We start from the raw sequence: 21,664 nt of genomic DNA on the forward strand, positions 1-21,664 counted from the left end.
GCCGGGTACGTCGTCGCGCGAACCGCGCCCGCCGCACGCAACGGGTACCCGGGCGCCCCGCGCCCCGGGGGGACCGCGGCGGGCCGGGGCACGGCCGTCGGCCAGGGCGTCCCATCGCCCCGCCCGGTCCCACGCGGCGGCGGTTCGGCCGTGGCCGCGTCGGACGGGGCCGATCGGTCGGCCGACGGCAGCAACTCCCGGGCGAAGGGCTGGTCGTGGGCCAAGTCACCGAGTCGGCGCCGGTCCGCCTCCGGTAGCCCGACCCGGTCACCGATGCCCGTCACCGACAGCTGCTCGCAGACGGGTTCGGGGAAGACCGCCTCGCCGGCGCGCGTTCGCCGGAGGGGGGCAGGCCCCGGCGCGTCCCCGGCCCTTGGCGCTCCCGCCACCGCCTGTCGGGCTCCAGCCGTACGGGAAGGGGTCGGCCTGCCCTCCGGCCGTCCGTGGACGGGGGGAGAGGGAGGCGGACGCCCTGCGGTCGTACGACGTGGTCGTGGCAACACCCGCGATGGCGGCCCCTTTCCGAGAGCCGGCCGCCATGCGTGCCCACATGATCGTTAAGACGCCCTCCACCGCTGAGCGCTCAGAGGGTTGCTTGACTCACGCCGGAACCACTCGATCGAATTGACTCACTCACCCCTGGTCCAGGCCAGGAAGCGGCTGAACAGGCCACCCTTGGGCTGCGGCGCGGCGCCGGCGTTCGTGCGCGACGGACCGGCGTTGGACGGCGCCGGGGCTGCCGTCTGCTGCTGGGGCAGCCGGCCCGCTTTCGATCCGGCCGTCTCGGTGGGTTGCGGAACACCCCTCGGCGTGAAGCGGATCGGGAGGGTGACCAGCGAGCGGCTCCACGGACTCGGTGCCCAGGTGAGCGACTTGAACGGAACGCGCAACTCGACGTCGTGCAGCTGGTTCAGCAGCGTCTCGACGGCGGTCACGGTCATCATGAAGGCCGGGTCCTTGGCGGGGCAGGCGTGCGGGCCCGCTCCGAACGCCAAGTGCGCCTTCGCGCTGAGCTGTTCCCGGTGCTGGGTCAGCTTCGGATCGGTGTTGGCCGCGGCGAACGAGATCAGGATGGGGTCGTTCGCCCGGACCAACCTGTCGCCGAGTTCGACGTCGTGAGTCGGGTAGTGCGCCGCGTAGTTGGAGATCGGCGCGTAGTTCCAGAGGGTCTGCGAGACCGCGTCCTCGACCGGGAGGCCCATCTGCCAGTCCTCCCCGAGGTACAGGGCGCTGCTGGTGCCGATGGCCGCGGCCAGCGGTGCGGTGCCACCCGAGAGCAGGGTGACCAGCTGGTGCAGCACCTCCTCGTCGCTGAGTTGGGCCGAGTGCTCCATCAGGCGCGTCGTCAGGTCCGCGGTCGGGCGCCGCCGCTTGAGGGCGATCAGCTCGGTGAGCGCCCCGCCGAGCACCTCGTCGGACCCGGGCGTCCCCTCGAAGAGGCCGCTGATGCCGGCGATCACGCGGTCGCCGATGTCGGGCGGGCAACCGAACAGCTCGCTGAAGACCAGCAGCGGCAGCGGCTGCGCGTACTCGGCCATCAACTCCGCCTGGCCGCGAATGTCCGTACTGAACTGACTGATCAGGTAGTTGGCGGACTGCTGCGTCTGCCGGATGAGCTGGTGCTCGTTGATCGTGGCGAGACTGTCGGTGACGGCCCGCCGCAGCCGCGCGTGTGACGCACCGTCACTCATGAGCGCGTTCGGACGGTACGCCATCATGGGGAGCGCCGGGCTGTCGGCCGGGACGCGCCCTTCGTTGAGGGCGTTCCAGCGGCGGGAGTCGCGCACGAAGGAAGCCGGGTTCTGCAGGACGTACAGAGCGGCGTCGTAGCTGGTGACGAGCTCGGCCTGGACGCCGGGGGCGATGTCCACCGGCGCGCTGGGACCGAAGTGTCGCAGCTGCGCGTAATGGCTGTCCGGGTCGGCTCCGAACGAGGGGCCGTAGATCTGGACGTTCCCGTGCGCGGGGCAGCCGGGGGGTATCTCCTGGGGCTCAATTGGCTGTTGCATTCCTGCGCTCCTAGCCGAGTTGGGACATGAGGTGGGTCACGAGGGTGATGAGGGCCTGCGCCGAGGAGTTCTCGTCCCGCACGTCGCACTCCACGACAGGGGTCTCGGCGGTGAGGTTCAGGGCTTCGCGCACCTCGTCGAGCGGGTAGTGGGTGGTGCCCTCGAAGTGGTTCACGGCGATGGCGTACGTCAGGCCGAAGCGCTCGACGAGGTCCAGGACGGGGAACGACTCGTGCAGCCGCTCCGGGTCGACCAGGACCAGCGCTCCCAGGGCGCCCCGGGAGAGCTCCTCCCACATCTCCTTGAAGCGCTCCTGGCCGGGCGTTCCGAAGAGGTAGAGCACCAGGGTGTCGCTGAGGGTCAGCCGGCCGAAGTCCATGGCGACGGTGGTGGTCGTCTTGTCCGGTGTGCCCGACAGGTCATCGAGGCCCACGCTGGCCTCGGTGATCTCCTCCTCGGTCCGCAGGGGTTCGATCTCGGAGAGACTGCCGATGCAGGTGGTCTTGCCGACCCCGAAGTGCCCCACTATGAGGATCTTCACCGCGTGGGAGACATCTGGATCCAGGTACACGGATTACGCTCCGAATCGATTCTTCAGGCCCTCTAGCACGGCGCTGACCAGTTCTCTGTCGACACGTTCGGCGCGCGGTATCGGTGTCCTCGCGAGGATGAGATCGTCCTCCTCCAACTGCGCCAGCAGGATCCGGACGACGCCCAGGGGCAGGTGGGTGTGGCCCGCCACCTCCGCCACGGACAGGAAGCCGTTCGCGACCAGGTCCATGACCTGCCCCGCTTCGGGCGACAGCGTGCGAGCCGTGGCCTGTCCGTTCTCGGCCGCCGACGCCGTCACGAGCGTCGTGTGCTCGTACTCGTGGTCCGGGGGGAGCGCCCGTCCGTTCGTGATCACGAAGAGGGGGACTAACGGAGACGTCAGTTCCAGCTCTTCGTCCTGCTCGGGCCCGTCAGACATGACCTGTCCCCTTCCCCGATGTCGCCGCCGCGGTCAGTCGGGGAACCACCTCGTGCAGGCGCGTGGTGAACTTCTCTATGTCGCAGTCGTGTTCGGCGGCAGCGGCCAGGAAGGCATCGGGCCCGGCAGCCATGAGGAAGATCCAGCCGTGCTGGAACTCGATGACCGTCTGACGCCATTCCGCGTCCTCGACGGCCCCCGTGAACTGGGAGGTCACCCGGCTGTAGGCGTGGATGCCCGTCATGGCCGCCGAGATGGTGTCCGCGAGGTCACGGCTCATGCCGTTGGTGGCCCCGCGGGGAAGCCCGTCCGATCCCAGCAGCACCGCGTGGCGGGCGCCCTCGACCTCGGACACCACCCGGTCGAGCTCGCCGAGGACGAATCCCGCGTCACCGGATCCCCGATGCCGGGAGGAGTCCCCTCGCGCACCACCGGCGTCCTCGACGCTCACCCTCGGCGGCGAGGTGAGGTTGTTTCCCAGTCGCGCCACGAGACGGTGCATGCGGAAGGAGATCTGCTGCATGTCCACATCGGGGGCGGCCGCGGCGGCGAGGTACGAGCCCTGCCCGGCCCCGATCAGGAAGCTCCAGCCGTGCGAGAACTCGATGATCGTCTGGTTCCACTGCCGGTCCACCTCCGGACCCGCGAAGTGGGCCGTCGCCCGGCTGAGCGACTGCATCCCGGCCATGGCGGCGGAGATGGTGCGCACGTCCTTCTCGGCCAGGCCCTCCGTCGCACCACGAGGGAGGCCGTCCGCGGACAGCAGGACGGCGTGCCGTGCATGGGGCACGTTGTGCACGATGTCCTCAAGCATCCACGACAGGTCTGCGGTCATGCGTCTTCGGGCCCTTCGAACGAGGTGGCGTCAAGGTTGCGGCCGGAGAGCGTGCCGCGCTGGAAGGCCCCCAGGCCGCGGCCGGAAGCGCGACCCGTCTCCTGCGGGGTCCGAGGCGCCGCGGGGGCGGTGTCGGGATCCGGGACACTCGCGATGGGCGCCTGACGTGAGCCGCGCTTGGGCAGACCGTGCATCGTGCGCGACGGCGCGCTCTGGGACCGGCTCTCGGTCCGGCTCTCGGGCGTGCGCCGGATGTTGCTGACCGGAGCCTCCTGGACGGGCGGTATCTCCTCCATGGTCCACAGCTCCTCGGGCAAGAGGACGACGGCCCTGACGCCGCCGTACCGGGAGACTCCGGTGACGTCCACCCTGAAACCGTGCTGACGCGCGATCAGGCCGATGACCGGGAAGCCGAACTTCGGCTGGGTCCCGAGTTGCGACAGGCGGGGGGCGACTTCCCCGGAGAGCAGCGCGGTCGCCCGCTGACGGTCTTCGTCGTTCATGCTGACACCGGCGTCGTCGATGACGATGCACAGGTTGTTCTGCACGCGCTGGAACGTGACCTCGATCGGCGCGTCGTGCTGCGAGAAGCTGGCCGCGTTGTCGAGCAGCTCCGCCACGGCGAGGGCGACGGGCGCGACCGCGGACGCCTTCAGGGCGAGACCGGTCTGCTGCATGATGGCGACCCGATTGAAGTTGCGGATCTGGCCCTGGGCGCTGCGCACCACGTCGTAGACGCTGGCGGGCCGGTTGCGACGGCCGAGCGGCGCACCGCACATGACGGCGATGCCCTGAGCCTTGCGCGCCATCTGGGCGTTGGCGTGGTTGACGTCCAACAGGTCGCTGAGGACGGCGTGTCCACCGTACTTGCGCTGGATGCCGTCCAGGAGCGTCGTCTGCTCGGCCGCGAGGCTCTGCAGGAGGCTGGCGGCACCCTTGAGGACGGCCTTGGTGTTCTCCTCCGCCGCCTCCTTGGCTTCGCGGAGCGTGGCGTCCTGCTCGTTCCGGAACCTCTGCAGCTCGCCGTACGACGCGTGCAGGTGGCTTTCCGCCGCCTGTAGTTGGTGTCTCAGTTCGGCCTCGTTCTGCTCCTTCTTCGCCCCCAGCGCTCTGTTGCGGGCGACGAGTGCCGCGACCGCGATGACGGCTATCGCCGCCACCGCAACCAAGCACCACACAAGTGCGTCTCGATTCATGGAAACCTTTCCCGGCGCATGGCATGCGGACGGCTGCAGATACACCTCGCGAGGCCCCGCAACACAGCTGATCGGCGCGGCTCACCCGCCGTGACGCGGAGAGCCTGCCGCCGATCGGAAATCAGCATCTGCGTTCAAAATGGATCAAGATCACAGATGCCGGGATGCTATCACCCGGGTCTTCGCCCCCTCGACGTCGGGCGGAGCGCCGCAGCCGCCTCAACCCGGGTGCCACAAAGGCCCGTTGACGTCGCGCTTCGACGCCACGCCCACCGTCGCCCACCTCTCCCGCCACCGATCCGTCAAACGCTTCTTCACGCGCTGGTCGACAATCCCTCACATCGATCCGAGGGACCGTCAGCCGCTCCGGACCGATTGTCGGTGGCCGCCGTGGCTCGTCCGCGGGGGGACGAATGCGGGATCGGGGCGAGACCGCCACCACGTCCGGAAACCCGCTACAACGGCGGCCACCTGGGCGGGGCGGCGTTCCGGCCCCGCAATCACTCCCGCCCCGTCCGAGGCGCTCCCGACCACGAGAAGTCTCCCGGCCGTACGCGCGGCCGGCCGGAATTCGCCGGGTGAGCCGTGCGCGCCCCGGAACCGGTCCTTCACAACCAAGCGGAAGATCGTCACGAGTTCCCGCATCCGGAACCACGGGGGAATGGCGCCCACATGGCGCCGGCGGCTCAGCGGCAGAGACCCACGATGATCTCGTCGAAGTCGGGGAACTCCCGGGTGGCACGCTCGATCACGACGGCGGCCGACGTACGCCGGTCCGACGCGAACCGTTCGGCGACGGCCGCCAGCGCCTGATGGGGGCGCGAGGCCCGCTCGGGCCCGTACGAGGTGGCGGCCTCCAAGGGGCCGAAGCCGTCGGCCAGCAGCCACAGGAAATCCCCCAGGTCGCGGGCTACGACACCCGCCTCCCCCTCGGACCCGAGGAAGACGACGGGCTGCTCACCCGCCGGCCGGTCCCGGCGGACCATCCAGAACGCCGCGTACCCGCCCGTACCGTCCTGCCCGAACACGCGGAAGTCCCCGCCGTCCACTTCGGTGTTGCCGGTCCACGCCTGGAACCAGTCGGTGGTGTCCGCGGCGGACAGGAAGGCGGGGAAGGGCTCGAAGTCGACCCCGTCACCGCCGTCGTAGTCGAACGGGCCGGCCATCGCGGCGGCGAGGGCGGCGGGGAACTGTCGATCATCGTTCATCGTCACGTGCACAGGCTAGGCACCGGCTCGGACACCGGCGACAGCCGGCCACCACCACGGGCCGCGCGCAGCCAACCTGAGGCCACACCCATGCCGGCTACAGCCAGTCGCGCTTCTTGAAGATGACGTACAGGCTGACGCAGACGACCGCCATCAGCAGGATCGCGAAGGGGTAGCCGCCCGCCCACTTCAACTCCGGCATGGTCTCGAAGTTCATGCCGTAGATGGTTCCCACCAACGTGGGTGCAAACAGGATGGCGGCCCAGGAGGAGATCTTATTGAAGTCCTCGCCCTCAGGCCAATGACCTGCAGAAATCGACTAGGGAGGTGTGCGGACCTGCGGCGATCCGTCTTTCCGGCCCTTTCGCGATACTGCCCGTTGATGCGGCCGATCCTCCCCGTCCGCTCCCCAACGGGTCTGCGTTCTCCCCAGATTCTCCCCAGCGGAGGCTTTGACGAGGAAGGATCGTCGCTGGCTGGCAACGTGATCCGGGTGTCATGGCAGGATCCTGCGCGATGCCGTGAATGGTCCAGGTCTGCTCTGTGAGGGCCACTTCTGTCTCCGCGGGGACATGGAACACGGGCCGAGTACGGCGTGCCGAGTCGATCTGCCGCGTGAGCACCGAGCACGACGGGGCATCACACCTTCGCCTGCCACGTCCACCATCACCGCCAAGGCCTCCGCCTGCCCGTCAGGTGATACGCCGAACTCAGGGCCGCAGAAGGCCCTCGAGGCCGACTACCGCGTCTGCGGAGAGGCCTCTCGTAGGAGCTGAACCGGGAAGGTGCTGGTGGGTTGTTCATCCGACCAAACGAGCTATCCACAGGGTGTGGCAGCGGTCGATGCGTGCTTAGGGCTATGAGACTCGTTGCCAGGGCAGTCGGGTCAAGGGGCCGTCGGTTGAATGCATCAGGTTGGTGAAGTGATCGACGAGATTGGCGACGGCGCGTGGGTCGCGGATGACAGCACCTACCTCCAAGTTGTCGCTGTATGCGTTGTCAGTGAGGTTGGCGCTGCCGAGTAGGGCGATGCTCCGGTCGGCGGCGATAATCTTGGCGTGCATGCTGCCGTATCGGCCGCCAGGCCCGTGCCGCTCGTCGTTCGCCCACTGCCACAGGCGTACGTCTGGGAGGAAGCGCAGTTCGTAGAATGCGGTACGCCCGTCGCAGTCTCCGTGCAGTCGGCCGCCGGAAGCGCGGGCGGTCTCCAGGACCAGATCCACCCTTACGCCTCGGTCTGCGGCTGCCCTGATCTCGCTGACGATCTGCTGGATGCCGAACGCGGCGTAGCTGGTGACCAGGAGCGTGGCGTTGGCGGCCCGGATTACCTGGATTGCGACGGATGCGGTGAGCCTGACCGACACTGCGTCGCTCACTGGTCCCGAGACGGCGATCTCGACGTGATGGGTAGCGAGATCCTGCTCGTATCGGTTGCGGGCGGCTTCGAGGGCCAGGGCCAGGGCACATCCCGGCAGTTGTGGATCGGTGGACCGCCATGCGGACAGCAGCAGGCCGGCGCGTGGCCCGAGACCTACGCCCGGGTGTGCTGCGACGAGGCGGGATTCCGTGCGCCCGTCAGGGCCGTGCACCGTTCGCAGGACGTTGATCCAGGCGGCGAGGTGCGTTGAGGGGAGAGTGGCGACGAGGCCGGAGAGTACTTCGGGCAGGCTGGGCGCAGCTTCGGAGGCGCTGTGGCCGTTCATGCCGTGAAGAACCCGCCCGGTCGGCCGCTGAACGTTTCTACGAGCAGTTCGCGATCGAGGAAGTGGTTGCCCCGTTCACAGGACGTTTCCGCCGCGAACAGACAGGCGTGACAGGCAGCACCGTGCAGGCGACCGTGGGCGACCGGGTCATGGTCGGCGCACAGTGGATCCGAGCCGCACAGCCGCGCAGCCTCGAGCGCTTGGTCGATCAAGGCACCAAGTCTGAGCTGTCCGCCGAGGTTGACCAGCCCGCCGAGGGTGCCCTCGCTGTCGGGGGCTGCGGTGTACAGCAAGATCCCGGCCATTGAATCTGAACCTGAGCGCGCGTAGATCCGCTCGCCGATTCCGGAGGCGCCGTACCCGCACTCAAGGGCGAACTCTCGAATCAGGACGTGGGAGAAGGTGTGCAGCAACACATAGCGGATGCCTGGCCACTCCGCGGCGGTGCGGCGCTGGGTGCACCACTTCTCGTGTGCCTTCCTCAGCGTTCTGGTTCGGCGGATGACGTTCGGGTCCTGTTCCCAGGCGCTGATCCGCTTCTCGTCGAAGCGGAGGAATATCCCCTCGCCGCGGGTTTCCGCGCAGGGCAGCCAAATCGGCGCCGAGCTGGAGAGGGGCGCACGGTTCTCCTCCAGGGCCTCGCCTCCGCTGGTTGCGGAGCCCCATTCCGGCGCATCGATCCGACTGAATCCGTATAGCGCGGACACTTCGCGCAAGCGCTTGACCAGACGCACCTGGCCGAGCCAGTCACGGTGTGCGGCTGGGACGGGCTCGTTGCTGACGCTGAAGTCAGGGTGGTTCTGCGGGCTGCCGATGAAGGCAAGCCACTCCGGTCCGGCGATGTCCAGTGCGTCGGTGTCTTCGGCGGCGCCGGCTTGGTTCTCTCCCTGGTGTCGCGAGATCGCGTCCAATACCTCGTCCGGGCCGAAGCGTTCGAGCTGTGGCCACATCACCTGGGTGGGCAGGACCAGGCGCGCGGTCTCGCGGGGGAGCTGTGCCACCACCCGGAGCCCGGCCCAGTGTTCGGCCACGGCGCTGTCCACCGGATCGTCGGCGTGCGGGATGGAGAACACCCGCAGCTGCATGGCGAACCAGCCGTTCGTCGCACCCAGTGCCATGGTCCGGGTCTGTTCGGTGCAGGTTTCGAAGGTTCCCAAGTGCGGGTGCCGGCCCCGACAGGCCGGGAGTACCTGCTCACTGCGGGTGCCGATCGCCTCGGCCATGGACCGGGCGTTCACCTCGCAGGAGCATTCGACGAAGATGTTCGCCGCCTCGCCGGTGGTACCGCGCTCGACGAGCTTCAGTGTGTGATCCGTGCCGTACGGTGCGCCCCGGTGGACGAAGTACATCCACGGGAAGTCGTCCACGTGTCCGGCTGGGCAGGCAGAGACGAACCTGGCCGGCACAGCGGTCGGCCGTTTGCGGCCGGTCTCGCGGCAGGAGTGGACGAAGCGGGTCTGGTCGGGTGCCACGCTGTTGGGCAGCAGGTGGAAGAGCCCGGAATCGGCCGGGGCGAGCCGGTTGCACCGGGTGTCGGTGCAGCGCAGCCAGCCAGGGAACACCGCGACCGGCACACCGATCCGGGACCAGGCGCCGGTGAAGTCGTTCGGGTCCTCCGGCGTGTACGGCGGCATCCGCAGATGCTGCACCTGGGCGCCGAGCTTGCTGCGCACCGCCGCAAGGAGCCGCTCCTCCGGCACGATCGCGGCCTTCTCCAGCTCCCACTCATCGAGTCCGAGGATCATCACCGAGAGGTTCGGGAGGTCCGCGACCGCGCCAACACCGTAGGTGTGCAGGAGTTGGCTGGGCCTCAGCTCTCCGACCCGCAGGTTGCTCGCTGAGCGTGCACCGTCTGCAGTGATGGTCATGAGTGGTCCCCTTCGTTTCCGGCGCCGTTGGCGTCCGGGTTCGGGCGCGGGAGGAACGGGTGCTGCTCGTGGTCGTCGGCGTTACCCGGAGCGGTCCGCAGCACCAGTCGGATACCCGGCTCGACTTCGCGCAGGGAGGTCGGACAGGTTGTGCGCTTCCAGGGGCCGGAATCCGGACTGTGGAGCAGGCCGACGATGTCGTCGGCCTTGCCCTTCGCGTCGAAGGCGAGTCGGGCAGCGGGGCGGCGCTGTTCGCGCGCCCACAGGTCCAGAATGCTGTCCAGCTCCTCGCGTACCCGCGTTGCGACGGCCCGGTCCGTGGCAACTTCGCCGGCGCGGCGTTCCAGGTACCGGACGATGTGGTCGGCCTTGCTGCTGTGCGTATCGAAGGTCTGCGCGCCGAGGTTGCCGTTGTCGCCGGCCTCCAGGTTGCGGGCCAGCGCCACGAGCACCCCGGTCAGGCCCCGGTCTATGGCGCGTTCCGCGAACGGGGTGACCGAGAGCGCTTCGACGTGCCGGTACACGGTGGCGTGGAAGTACTCGAAGGTCTCGTAGTGGGACAGGTCGCGTGGGCGGGCCCAGTTGAACACGGTGAAGACGAGGCCGGGTGCGGCGCGGCCGACGCGGCTGGTCGCCTGGATGTACTCGGCGGTGGATTTGGGCTGGTTGGCGACGACCATGACGCCGAGCCGGGAGACGTCGACTCCGACGGCGATCATGTTGGTGGCCAGGAGCACGTCGATCGGTGTCAGCTTGTTCGCCCGGGGGAAGGTGTACTCCAGCTGCTGGAGGATGTCGGGGATCTTCTCCGAGGTCAGGCGCGAGGTGAGCTCCTCAAGCCGCAGGTCGTAGCGCCTCGACAGGCCGCGTTCGTTGATCCGCTCCAGTCGGGTGGAGACATCGTCCTCGACCGACAGACGCATGCCGCCTAGATCGCGCAGGCTGTTGAAGTAGCCGACGAGGGTCATGTAGGGATCCGTCACCGGATTGTGCCCGTACTTCTTGTGCACGGTCTGCGCGGCGGCGAGCACCGCGACGTACACCCGGATCATCGTGGACTTCGTGCGCACGCCCTGCGCGCAGATCCCGATGTAGCGGCGACCGGGATGTGAGTCCGTGGGCCGCTGTCTGGCGAAAAAGCTGTCCCCGATTTCCAGTCCCTGTGGCGGGAAGACCTCGGTGCGCCGGTCGAAGAGGGCATGAATCTGCCGCTCGGCGCGCCGCACGGTGGCCGTCGAGGCGATCACCTTCGGCCGCGCCGTCCTGCCCGGTGCGTATTCCCACGTGGCAAGGCGGTCCACTGCGGCCTCGTACAAGCCGGTCAGCGAGCCGAGTGGACCGGAGATCAGGTGGAGTTCGTCCTGCACGATCAGGTCCGGGGGACGCACCGGCTTGGCCGCGGTGAGCGTCGCAGCAGGATGGCGTCCTTCCGCGAGGTGGCTGCTGGCTTCCCAGTCCTCCTCGGCGATCTGGGCGGTGACGTAGCCGTGTCGGGAGCAGTACCGGGAGGCACGTCCGAACAGGGCTTGGGTGCGCCCGTTCCAGGTGAGCTGTGCGAACTTGTCGACGGTCGCGATCACCAGGCTCGGCAGCAGTCGGTAGATCTCCTCGTCGACGACGACCACCGGCAGGCCCTCACGGTTCGGGTCGCCGCCGCCGAAGGGGCAGCCGAACAGCTCGGGACAGCGCAGGAAGGTCCGGCGAAGAGTCTTGTCGACCTCGATGTCCCGGCCCTTCTCGATCTTCGTTCCGCACCACGGGCAACTGGTGAGCTGGTAGGGGGTGCCGGAGTTCTGATGGGGCTTCCCGCTCGCCCGGCGGACGTCCTTGACCCAGTCGACGGCCTTGTCGGTCGTGTTCGGGGACACCTTCCCCCCGACCCACAGGCCGATCCGGAACGGTTCTGCACCCCACCGCGCCTCGTCGGCACGGCGCAGGACCTCGCACGCGCAGATCAGTGCGGTGGCACGTTGGAACTGTTGGATCGTCAGCAGCCTCAGGGTGTAGCGCATCAGTACGGCGACCCCATGGCCTGCGTCGAGGCCGCCGAGGTCCGGTCGCAGCCGGCGGATGGCGAGGGTGTAGGAGGTCAGGCCGAGGTACGCCTCGGTCTTGCCGCCACCGGTGGGGAACCAGAGCAGGTCCGCCACCGCATCGGCTCCCGTGGCACGCTCCGGATGCGCGGGATCGGTCAGTGCGGGAAGGTTCAGCAACAGGAACGCGAGCTGGAAGGGGCGCCAGGAGCGGTTGGCCGGTTTGTCCTCGTCGCGGAACACTGCGTTGAGGTCACGGGATCCGTCGCGGCGTCGGGCGGCGGCGACCCGTGTGTGGACACGCTGCAGGTGCATCGCGCTGTTCGCAAAGCGGAAGGCGGCCAGGGCGTCCGGGTCACCGAGCACCAGCTCGATGCCCGCTTCGATCCGGTCGGCCGCCCGCTTGGCTTCGTTCAGTGCCTCCTCGGCCTGGTCTGCGTACTCGTCGAGATACTGACCGTCCTGCCCGATCCGTGCCTCGGCCCGCTCGATCCACGCCCGGTATCCGGCCACGAGCGGAATCAGCCCCGCCCGCAGTCGTTGCGGCTCGCACGCGCCGAGTTCCTTCATGTCGACCAACAGGTCCACCAGCTCCGGGAGGTCCGGATCGCTGTCGAACGACGGCGCGTCGGTCTGCGCGATGTCGTACTCCGGCGCCGCCTTCGTACATACCGAGACCGCTCTCATCGGGTCGGCGTCACTGGCCGTAGCGCTCACCCCGGTCGCGTGCCCCACCGCGAACTCAGGGCTGAACCGGTACGCCATCGCCAACCGTCGCTGCTCGCCCTGGTCAACGGCATCGCCACCGGATCCTGGCTCGTGCCGGGGCAGGAACACCGCCGCGCCGTCCGCGCCGTCCGCCGACAGCTCGGCCTGGAAAACCCAGTGCAGGGCGGAGTTGGAGTCGGTCTCGGTGGTGTTGACCAGGAACAGGGTGACCAGCCAGTCGTTGTGGAAGCGCCGCACGCGGCCGCGCAGCACCACCTTCTCGTCCTCGGAGTCGAGCACCAGAGCCTCGACCTGGCCCTCGACCAGCTTGACCGGAACGCAGCCGGTGTGGGGCGTGCGCCGCCAGATCAGCTTCTCGATGCTCGGATCCGTCGAGTGCGAGCGGACGTAACGCGCCCACCGCCCGGTCACCTCCAGCCGGTCGGCATCACCGCGCACCCGCGCGGTGAACCCGACCGACGACGGGGCCAGACTCGGCACGTTCGGCGCGTCCGCGTCCGGCGAGCCCTCATCGGCGCCGGGCAGCTCGCTGTCGCCGAGCGAGGCGTCTATCTCCTCGGGCACGATCGTCGTGCCGTTCGGGGCGAGGCGGCCGAGCACGTACCAGTCGGTCGGGGAGTCAGCGACCTCCTCCTGGTCGCCGCCCACCGGTCCGAGCAGGTCCAGCACCACGAGCTCGGCCAGCTCGTCACGTATCGAGCCTGGGGACGGAACAGCCAGCACCGGGCTGTTCGATGTCGCGGGCGGCAACTTATCGCTCATGGTCACAACGATAGGACGAGTCACTGACAGCGCGGCGCAACGCAGCCGCGAGCTTGTGCCACACGTGGGCTCCGGCGCTGGAAGGCCCCCCTACCAGAGCCCATCGCCGGGATCCGGGGTCGCTGCGGGGGCAACGGTCTTCCTGGCCTTGGCGGAGCCCTTCTTGCTGTGGAGGCCGCGGCGGACCTCGTCTTCGTACAGGGCATGGTTGAGTTCGAGGAGACGGTCGTTCATCTCGATCTGGACATCCGGGTCGACGGTCCAGCGCAGGCCATGGACCGGCTCGTGGAATCCATGGTTCAGCACGAGCGGCGTCCAGCCGAAGTGCGCCGCGAGGGGGTGGGCGAGGTAGGACTCAGTGACGGCCTCGTCGATCTCGACATGGATCTCGCGCAGGCGCTGGATATCGGCGTCGAGGTTCGCCGGGTTGTGGACCTCGTTATAGAGGTCGGTCATGCCGAGCTGCGGGGTCCGCGATAGCTGGACATGGCGACGGTAGGTGTCCAGCTCCTCGCCGGCGGCACGGATGCGCCGCGTGAGTTCCGGCTGTGGGAACGTGTCGAAGCCATCGGAGGGAGTGTAGCGAAGCCTCGTCTCCAGGGTCGACTCGCCCTTGACGGTCCACCAGTTGAAATGCCATGCGCTCGTCAGAAGGGCGAGCATTGCCGTCACGTCGGGTTTGTAGAAGACGCACAAGGCATGCGAGAAGACTTGATTGTTGGGCACGATGACCGGCAGTCCATATTTGCTGTGCAGGCCAATCACGAGAATGCGGTCATGGTCGGCGATTGCCTTACGGAGCTCGGGGCGTGGTCGATGAAATCTCCACCATGCTGGCCTATCAGGGCGGCCGAATTCTTCGATTCTTGCGATCAGGTCGGGAAAGTGTTGTGCGCTTTCAAGGTCCATCATCCCGAAATCAATCACCCATCGGATGGCCGAGGAGTCTGCCCGATTGTTGATCTCGTCAGCGTTGAGGAGCGGAAAGATTCTATCTTTATTCCGCTCGTTCAATGAGAGCAGAGACTGCATGCTGCTTGCGTTGAGGATGAATCCTTCCCCTGTCACCTGACAGCCAACCGAGGCTTGGCCAACGCATGCAGCCAGCTTCTTTGGGCCCCCAGTTGTTCGCGATGATGCGGTCAAGCTTGACGAAATGTCATGGGTGGTTTTTCCCTCGAGGATGGGCTTTTCGGCGGATCCAAGAATTCCAACCCATACCAATGACACGTACACGCCGGCTTCCCCCGGCCATGCCATGGACTTGACAGCGCGACCGATTTTCCAATCCTCGGTGAGGATTCGGTCTAGGCCCACTTCGCGGGAGTCGGTTTGCGCAATGGTATTTGTTGCGATGATGCCAGTTCTCCCATTGATGGCAAGTTTCAGATTGCGCAATAGGAAGTATGTGCAGAGGTCTGCCCGACCGCCAGACCCGTGGCCCTGGGCAATTACCTGGCTGATGTAGTTCAAGCTGTCTTTGCCAATGCGTGCGCTGGTCTGAACGCCGCCCGAGAACGGAGGGTTCCCCACCACGGCATCGAAGCGATGGTCGCCACGAGCAAGGTCAGCGACAATCTCGGGGAACTCAAGCGGCCAGTGCAGTGGACGCAGCGGGGCCGTGCGCGGTCCGCCGCTGGGGCCCAGGAGCCAGCCGTCGACGATATTGCGGGCTTCGGCCGCCGCGGCTTTGTCTCCCTGCAGTGCCTGTTCGACGAGGTCGGCGATGGACGTGAGGCGGTTGTCGTAGGCGTCATCGGACTTGGTCGTCGCGGTGGACAGTCTCGCCGCGACCACGGCGTCCGCTGCGAGGCGGAGCTGTTCGGTCAGCGCTTCGGCCTCGACCAGCTTCGCGGCCTTCGCCCGAGCGTCTCGTATGTCCGTGACCTCGTGTTGCTCGATGTCGCGGCGCAGCTCCGCGGCTCGGGCCAACAGCGGGCCAGTGATCTTGTCGATTTCGCCGCTGAGACGGGCGTTGAGACGATGACCTTTACTCGGGGTGAGGTGGAAGGCTTCGATCTGGTCCGCCGTCAAGCAGCCGATGAGGGAGTCGCCGCAGCGCAGGGCGTGGTCGACGAAGTTGAACGGACGGCCCTTCGCCAGGGTGACCAACCACAGCGAGAGCTTGGCGAGCTCCACCGCCATCTCGTCGATGTCGACGCCATAGAGGCAACGGTCGGCGACCATGCGACGTGCTTCGAGGAGCTGCGCATCTCGGTCTTCGCGATGCTCGCCGAGACGCGCAGCGACCGTGTCCGGCAGCCCATCGCGGTCCCACGCCTCCACGACCCGCTCCGACAAGTACCGGCACGCCGAGACCAGGAACGCGCCAGAGCCCATCGCGGGGTCCAGGACCTTGAGCGCCAGGAGTTCTGATGCCGGACGCACCTGCCATTCGGGCGGCTGGCTCCCATCGGCGGGTCGCGGAACACCCTCCGGGGAGCCGGGTGAGAAGCAGAGTGGGTCAAGGGTGTGTAGGACGATCTCTTCGGCGAGCACGCGCGGTGTGTAATGCGTGCCGGAGTCGCGCCGGTCGCCGACCTGGGTGACGATGACCGTCCCGGCAGGGTGGACAACCGGCTCGTTGCGCAGGTCGGAGCGCAGCAGGCCGTAGAACGGCCGCACTCGGTCGGCGAGCTCGGGATCGTTATCGCAGGCTGCGTCGAGGGTACCGATCTGTGAGCCGGTCGGCTCGGTCGCGATTGCGGCGGTGAACTGCTTCGCCGTCAGGCCGGCGAGCTTGACGGTCTTGGCTTGGAGGTGACCCGCCGCGCTCCACTCTTCGAGGTCAGCCAGTTTGACGTCGGCACCAGACTTGCCCTTGAGCCCGAGGCGTGGCTCGTCGAGCCGAATGGCGGAGTGTTCGAGCAAACCCTCGTAGACATGGCCGATCTGCTCGACGTCGAGGCCCTTGTAGGACAGGCGTTCCGTCGAAGTGACCTTGCCTGCCGGCGTGGTGCGCTTGAGTTTGACCAGTGCGTCGAGCATGGCGAAGACGACACGGTCGGTGACCTTCAGGCGTTCTAGCCAGGCAAACCGCTTCGGGTCGAACAGGGACCCGCCGTATGCGGGGATCCACATGTCCGGGTGCCGGGCCCCGCCGTGGATGGCTCGGAAGGTGGCGAGCAGCGTGGGCCAGGCAGCCTTCCAGCGGTCGGCGATGTCGGCGTCGTCCTGATCGAGGCGGTCGTAGAGCTTCGTGACCGAGTACGAGTCTGCGTACAGCTCGTCGTCGGCCGGCAGCAGGCCCTGTTCCTCCGCGTAGAGGAGGAACACGATCCGCATCATGACGGTCAGCGCAGCGCGGTAGACGGTCCGCGGCGCGACGCCTTCCAGCACGACGCCGTCGGCCTCACGGTCGAGGCGGGAGAGCTCCGCGACAAGGAGTTCGACGGCCGCGCGGACCTGCTTGCCGAGGGTCTTGGTGACAGCGGTCGTGTCGTCGGCCGTGCGGGTGAAAAGTGCGGCGAGGGAGTCGGTGTCCTTGCTCTCGCTGTCCTTGGGCGCGATCGCGGCGCAGCGGACACCGAGCAGGGAGGTGAAGGCGCGCAGCAGCAGCGGTTCCTCGAACCAGGCGTCGGCATCGAAGACAGCCACCGAGGTCGGTGCTTGGGGCCGGGCGTGGACAAGGACCCACAGGGTGCCGTTGGTGAGCAGTGCGAGTGGGACGGCACGGCGTCGGCACAGCTCGGCGGCCTGCTCGGCCGCCGACGGCAAGCCCTTCATGGCGCGGGTGAGGGGTTCGCCCCAGGGGCGTCGGTAGATGAGTGCGCGTTCGGCCACGCCGGGCAGGCCGCTGGTCGGGTCAGGAGGGCCCATGAGCAGTGCATCGGGGGCTGTGCCGGGGAGGTCGGTCAGTTCTCGGGGCAGCATCGAGCCTTGGCGCAGTGCCTGGCCCTGGTAGCCGAGCAGTTCTTCCAGGACCAGGTGCTGCCAGGCGCTGCACAGCGTCGCCGGTTCGGCCTGCAGTTCGGCCCATGCCTGCCGGAGGCGGCCGCGCAGTGGAGTGTCAACAACGTCAAGGCCCTGCGGGAATGCGTCGGCGAGGATCTTCGCGGTGAGGAACGGTCCGTCCGGACGCAGCAGGTTGAGCCACTCGGCGTGCTGCTCGATCGGGGTCTGCTGCTCGGCTTTCGGGGAACGGGTGCGCGTTGGCATCAGTGGCCTTCCTGGTGGGAAGGAGCGGCTACGGTCAGGGAGGCGGGGACGAGGAAGGTGACCGCCACGGGGAATCGGCGGGCGACTGGGTCCGCGTACCGGTGGCGCAGGGCTGCGGCCTCGGACACGAGCTGTTCAGGGACGGCGGCGAGGCGTGCCTCCAGTTCCGTGCGGTCCTTCTTGAGCTGGTCGCGTTCCGGGTCGGGGGCCAGCAGCGAGTCCTGGCGCCAGAGCGGGTTGGAGTTCAGGGAGTCCCGGATGTTGCGCTCCAACTCGGTCAGTACCGACTGCATTGCTTTGACGTCTTCCTCGCAGCGCTTGTCCAGGACCTTGCGCTGTTTGCGCGCGATCTTGTTGGACTCGGTCTGCAGTGCCTTGCCGAGAGGGGGCTCCAGTACACCCCACAGCGCGGTGAGCCGGTCGAGGAATTCGGGCGGCGGCGCGTCCTGCGACGCGGCAGCGAGCCAGTGTTCCAGGGTTTCCGGGTTCTTCTCCACCACCAGCTTGCCGTGTTCGATGGATCCACCGGCCAGGGCGATCTGCTCATGCAGACGCACTCCACGGTTCCCAGTGAGCACGACGCGGCCGTGTGCGATCACTGCAGGGTTGCGCAACAGGTCGCCAGGGACGATCCGGGCGGTGACACGGGTCAGATGCGCGCCGTGCTCGTCCTCGGACCACAGTTCAGCGCGCAGCAGACGCAGACACAGATCGACCAGGCGGTGGTTCAAGTGCAGCAGCACGACGTCAGTACGTCCAGCGTAGTCCTGGTCGAAGGTGACGGGGCGTTCCTTGCCACTGACCGGGTGCCGCAAGCCGTCGTTGCGTGCCTGTGCCCAACCTTCCTTCAGTTCCGGGAGCCTGAAGCATCGTGCCTTGACTCCCTTGGGCGACGGAGTCTCGATCAGATCCTTCTTGTGGGCCAGACGGAGTGCGGTCCGCACGACCCGCTCGATCGTCTCCGGGTTCAGATTCAGCTCGGTGCGGGTCCGCGTGAGCTGTTCCTGGGCCTGCTGGAGGTCGTGCGCCAGATTCCGTTCGATTTTCAGTACGGCCTTGCCGGCCAGGCGCTGGATCTCCCTGTCGGTGGTCTGCCAGCTGGAGCGCTTGCCGAGCATCTTTTGCTCGACCTGGCTGGCGATCACTTCTCCGGCACTACCGAGGTCGGTGCGGATCTGCTCGACCTTGCGGACCGCGACGCCGAGGAACGCCATCGCGTCCTCCAAGGTGCCCTCGGTGAATCCGGTGTCCTCTTCGCGCTTCCGGTCCCAGCCCTGAGGCACGAAATGGACGATCTCGACCTTCGCCGCGGTCTGTCCGTGCCGGTCCACTCGGCCGTTGCGCTGCTCCAGGCGGTTGGGGTTCCACGGGATTTCCCAGTGCAAGACCCGGTGGCAGTGGTTCTGCAGGTTGATGCCCTCGCTCGCGGAGTCGGTGGCGAGCAGGATCCGCACCGGGTCGACGTCGGGGTCGTCCTGGAAGACGTTCTTGACGCGCTCGCGTTCATCGCGGTCCTGGCCGCCGTAGAGCTGGGCGATCGCCTCGTTCGGCACACCGGCGCTGATGAGTCGTTCGTGCAGCCAGCGCTGGGTATCGCGGTATTCGGTGAACACGATGACCCGATCGCCGTCCCAGCTGCCGCTCATCCCATCGGTTCCGTTTCGCTGCACGATGGCGCGCAGCCAGCCGAGGAAGGCGGTGAACTTGCCGTCGGACTTCTCCGAGTTGCGGTCCCCCCAGTCGCGCAGATCCTCCAGCAGCTTCTGCTCGGCCGGGGTAAGCGGCGGGGCGAACCGACGAACTGTGGCAAGGGCTTCCTGGGCTGTCTCCGCGAAGGCGGCATCGTCCTCAGCCGACTCGTCCAGCTGCCCGATCATCTTTGCGAGGACCTTCTCCGCCACCGTATACGCGCCGCGGTCGTACTCCCGCTCGGCTTCGTTGCGACTTCCCCGGGCGAGCATCGTCTTCAGATGGGTGTCCACCGTATTGGCAAAGGCCTTCGGGCTGGACAGGAAGCGGCGTTTGAGCAGCGTGACGACGAAGTCCGCAGCCCGACTTGGCGCAGTGCCCTGCAAGGTCAGCTGGCCGGAGATCGTCTCGCGGCGGGACTGCGCGTACAAGTCGAGTTTTGCGTAGGCGTCGCGTGTCGGGGCATCGTAGACGACTTCAAGGGGATGGTCGAGGTCACGTTCCGGGAAGCGCGGGCTACCGTCCCAGTTCGGCGGCAGATCCCGCTTCAGTCGCCGCACCATCACCTGTGCTTTGGCCTCTTCCGAGGGCTCCAGGGTGCGGGCGAAGCGGTGGCCGTCCAACAGAGCCAACAGGGCGGTGAACGATTCCAAGTAGCCGTTGTGCGGCGTCGCCGACAGGAACAGCCGGTGCTCGCTGTGCGGGGCCAAGGTTTTGATCGCGTCGGTGCGCTGCGAGTCGACCGCGTATTTCCCGGACCCCGAAGGCGCGCACGTGTGCACCTCATCGACTACGAGGAGGTCAAAGGCGCGCGGATACTGCGGCGCCGGCGGCAGGATCGAGCGCAGCAGCGCCATGGGCCGCTCCCGCTTGAGCCAGTCGATCGAGACGATCAATCGCGGGTAGTGCGTCCACGGATTCGCGTACAGCCCGCGAGACCGGCGGAGCTCCTTCAGGAGCTCCGCATCCACGATCTTGAACCCCAGGCCGAACTTGTCGCGCATTTCATCGCGCCACTGCAGAGTGAGCGAAGCCGGGCACACGATCAGCATGGTCCGGGCCCGGTGCCGCAGCATCAGTTCCTGCATCACCAGACCCGCCTCGATGGTCTTACCGAGACCAACGTCATCCGCGATCAGCAGGTTCGTACGCGGCATCTGCAGCGCCCGCACCACAGGGTCGAGCTGGTAGTCCTCCGGCTTCACGCCGGAGCGGAACGGCGCCTGCAGCAACGTCTTGTCCGCCGTTGCCACCGAGCCCCAGCGCACAGCGTCAAGGAAGGCATCCAACTTCGCCGGGTCATCGAACCCGCTCACCGGAGACGGCAAGGCGTGTTGCTCACGGGCGGTAGCACCAGGCTCCAGCTCCCACAGGACGCGCAACTCCTCGTCACCGGAGTCGCCATCCACCGAAACCAGGGAAACCAGGTGCTGGGCCTCGGCAAACAGTGGACTGCCCGGCTCCTCGACCGTGATCGAGGAGCGCTCCACGGCAGTGGCTACCCAATTCCGATTACGTACCGTAACCAGTTGGCCGACGGTTGGCACCGCTTCGTCCGCCTCGTCGACCTCTTCGATACCCACCCGTGTCAACTCCCGCTCCCGGATCGCCTGTCGTTCCGTGCATCGTGGCGCGAGCCCGAGTCTTGCCCGAGTTCTATGTCACCAGTTGCATCCCAGCCCGGCAGACGCCGCTGGTAGGACGCAGAGAGAGCCTACTGGCCCCCGTGGACCTCGAGTGGCTGTACGGCGATTCGATGGGCGGCATCGATGAGAGCGGGGTCGGCTCCACCCTGGGGGTGGCGCCCATGCCGTTCGGTGCTTGGTTCACCCCGTTCAAGGAGGGCAGGTACGTGCACCCGCCAGCGGCAGACGAGCCGAGCGCCTCAGCGGGAGTTCCGCCGTTCTGACCGGGGTGACGCCGCCGACCGTGGGGGTGCTGTTCCGGCCTGGAGCCAAGGGGCGAGGTTGTGGGCGTCCAGCCTCAGGGCGAGGGGATGGCCTCGGGTGGCAAGGGCTGCTATCACGCGTCGAACAGCACCGTCCACGCTTTCGTGCTCCCAGATGCGGAGGGGCAGCCAGCCCAGGAGCGCGAGGTGCGCGTCGGTCTCCTCGTCCCGGCGAACGTTGGTGTCGAACTTCATGCGCCACCACTCGGAGTTGTGCTTCGGAGCGTGCTGATGTGTCGGGCAGGCGTGCCAGAAGCAGCCTTGGACGAACACCGCCGTCCGCCAGCGTGTGAAGGTGACGTCAGCGCGCCGACGCGGCATTCCTGGGATCGGCAGGTCCACGCGGTAACGGAAGCCCAACGCGTGAAGGGCGCGGCGCAGCGCCAGCTCCGGCGCAGTGTCCCGGTTGCGTTGGGCGGTCATCACCTTCCGGACGTTGGCGTCCCGCGGCGCTGGCACGCCACTACGACTGCCTTTTGTTTCCACCTCCGGACAACTGCTCAGCGTTCATTCGGTAACCCCGCAGGGTCGCGCTCTCGTGTCTGCTTGGGGTGGC

The 21,664-nt window shown here is 67.6% G+C and carries 14 protein-coding genes; 1 reads left to right on the plus strand and 13 read right to left on the minus strand.

What is annotated here, in order from left to right:
• Positions 1-629: 629 nt before the first annotated feature.
• The 12 genes from NOD94_RS02410 to drmD all read right to left on the minus strand — a co-directional run bounded on the left by NOD94_RS02410 (position 630) and on the right by drmD (position 20,743).
• Positions 630-2,009, minus strand: a complete 1,380-nt coding sequence (locus NOD94_RS02410; RefSeq protein ID WP_281204006.1) for a cytochrome P450 — start codon at positions 2,007-2,009, stop codon at positions 630-632.
• Between the two features lie 10 nt (positions 2,010-2,019).
• Positions 2,020-2,580, minus strand: coding sequence for an ATP/GTP-binding protein (locus NOD94_RS02415; protein ID WP_281204007.1), 561 nt, complete (start codon positions 2,578-2,580; stop codon positions 2,020-2,022).
• 3 nt (positions 2,581-2,583) lie between these two features.
• A complete protein-coding gene (locus tag NOD94_RS02420; RefSeq protein WP_281204008.1) occupies positions 2,584-2,979 on the minus strand; it encodes a DUF742 domain-containing protein in 396 nt (131 codons plus the stop codon).
• Positions 2,972-3,814: a roadblock/LC7 domain-containing protein gene (locus NOD94_RS02425; protein ID WP_281204009.1), complete on the minus strand. Its 843-nt coding sequence runs from the start codon at positions 3,812-3,814 to the stop codon at positions 2,972-2,974. Before NOD94_RS02425 ends, NOD94_RS02420 begins: the two co-directional genes overlap by 8 nt.
• Positions 3,811-5,010 carry an ATP-binding protein gene (locus NOD94_RS02430; RefSeq protein ID WP_281204010.1) on the minus strand — a complete coding sequence of 400 codons (1,200 nt, stop codon included), beginning with the start codon at positions 5,008-5,010 and terminating at the stop codon, positions 3,811-3,813. Before NOD94_RS02430 ends, NOD94_RS02425 begins: the two co-directional genes overlap by 4 nt.
• Before the next feature lie 686 nt (positions 5,011-5,696).
• Positions 5,697-6,224 (minus strand): SMI1/KNR4 family protein, encoded by a 528-nt coding sequence (locus NOD94_RS02435; protein WP_281204011.1) that lies wholly within the window; start codon positions 6,222-6,224, stop codon positions 5,697-5,699.
• 91 nt (positions 6,225-6,315) lie between these two features.
• Positions 6,316-6,534 carry a CorA family divalent cation transporter gene (locus tag NOD94_RS02440; protein ID WP_348652303.1) on the minus strand — a complete coding sequence of 73 codons (219 nt, stop codon included), beginning with the start codon at positions 6,532-6,534 and terminating at the stop codon, positions 6,316-6,318.
• Positions 6,535-7,075: 541 nt separating this feature from the next.
• Positions 7,076-7,921, minus strand: a complete 846-nt coding sequence (gene drmC / locus NOD94_RS02445; RefSeq protein ID WP_281204012.1) for a DISARM system phospholipase D-like protein DrmC — start codon at positions 7,919-7,921, stop codon at positions 7,076-7,078.
• Positions 7,918-9,789, minus strand: coding sequence for a DUF1998 domain-containing protein (locus NOD94_RS02450; protein WP_281204013.1), 1,872 nt, complete (start codon positions 9,787-9,789; stop codon positions 7,918-7,920). The genes drmC and NOD94_RS02450 overlap by 4 nt, the downstream gene beginning before the upstream one ends.
• Positions 9,786-13,313, minus strand: coding sequence for a DISARM system helicase DrmA (gene drmA / locus NOD94_RS02455; RefSeq protein WP_281204014.1), 3,528 nt, complete (start codon positions 13,311-13,313; stop codon positions 9,786-9,788). The genes NOD94_RS02450 and drmA overlap by 4 nt, the downstream gene beginning before the upstream one ends.
• Before the next feature lie 90 nt (positions 13,314-13,403).
• Positions 13,404-17,471, minus strand: coding sequence for a DNA methyltransferase (locus NOD94_RS02460; RefSeq protein ID WP_281204015.1), 4,068 nt, complete (start codon positions 17,469-17,471; stop codon positions 13,404-13,406).
• On the minus strand, positions 17,471-20,743 hold the full coding sequence (drmD, locus tag NOD94_RS02465) for a DISARM system SNF2-like helicase DrmD (protein WP_281204016.1): 3,273 nt from the start codon (positions 20,741-20,743) through the stop codon (positions 17,471-17,473). The genes NOD94_RS02460 and drmD overlap by 1 nt, the downstream gene beginning before the upstream one ends.
• Before the next feature lie 143 nt (positions 20,744-20,886).
• Here drmD and NOD94_RS02470 point away from each other — a divergent pair, with 143 nt between their 5' ends.
• A complete protein-coding gene (locus tag NOD94_RS02470) occupies positions 20,887-21,069 on the plus strand; it encodes a hypothetical protein (protein ID WP_281204106.1) in 183 nt (60 codons plus the stop codon).
• Here the strand turns inward: NOD94_RS02470 and NOD94_RS02475 are convergent.
• Positions 21,046-21,594, minus strand: coding sequence for a very short patch repair endonuclease (locus tag NOD94_RS02475; protein ID WP_348652302.1), 549 nt, complete (start codon positions 21,592-21,594; stop codon positions 21,046-21,048). The two genes, NOD94_RS02470 and NOD94_RS02475, sit on opposite strands and share 24 nt — an antisense overlap.
• Positions 21,595-21,664: the final 70 nt, after the last annotated feature.

It is taken from the genome of Streptomyces sp. Isolate_45 (assembly GCF_024721315.2).
Classification (GTDB): Bacteria; Actinomycetota; Actinomycetes; order Streptomycetales; family Streptomycetaceae; genus Streptomyces.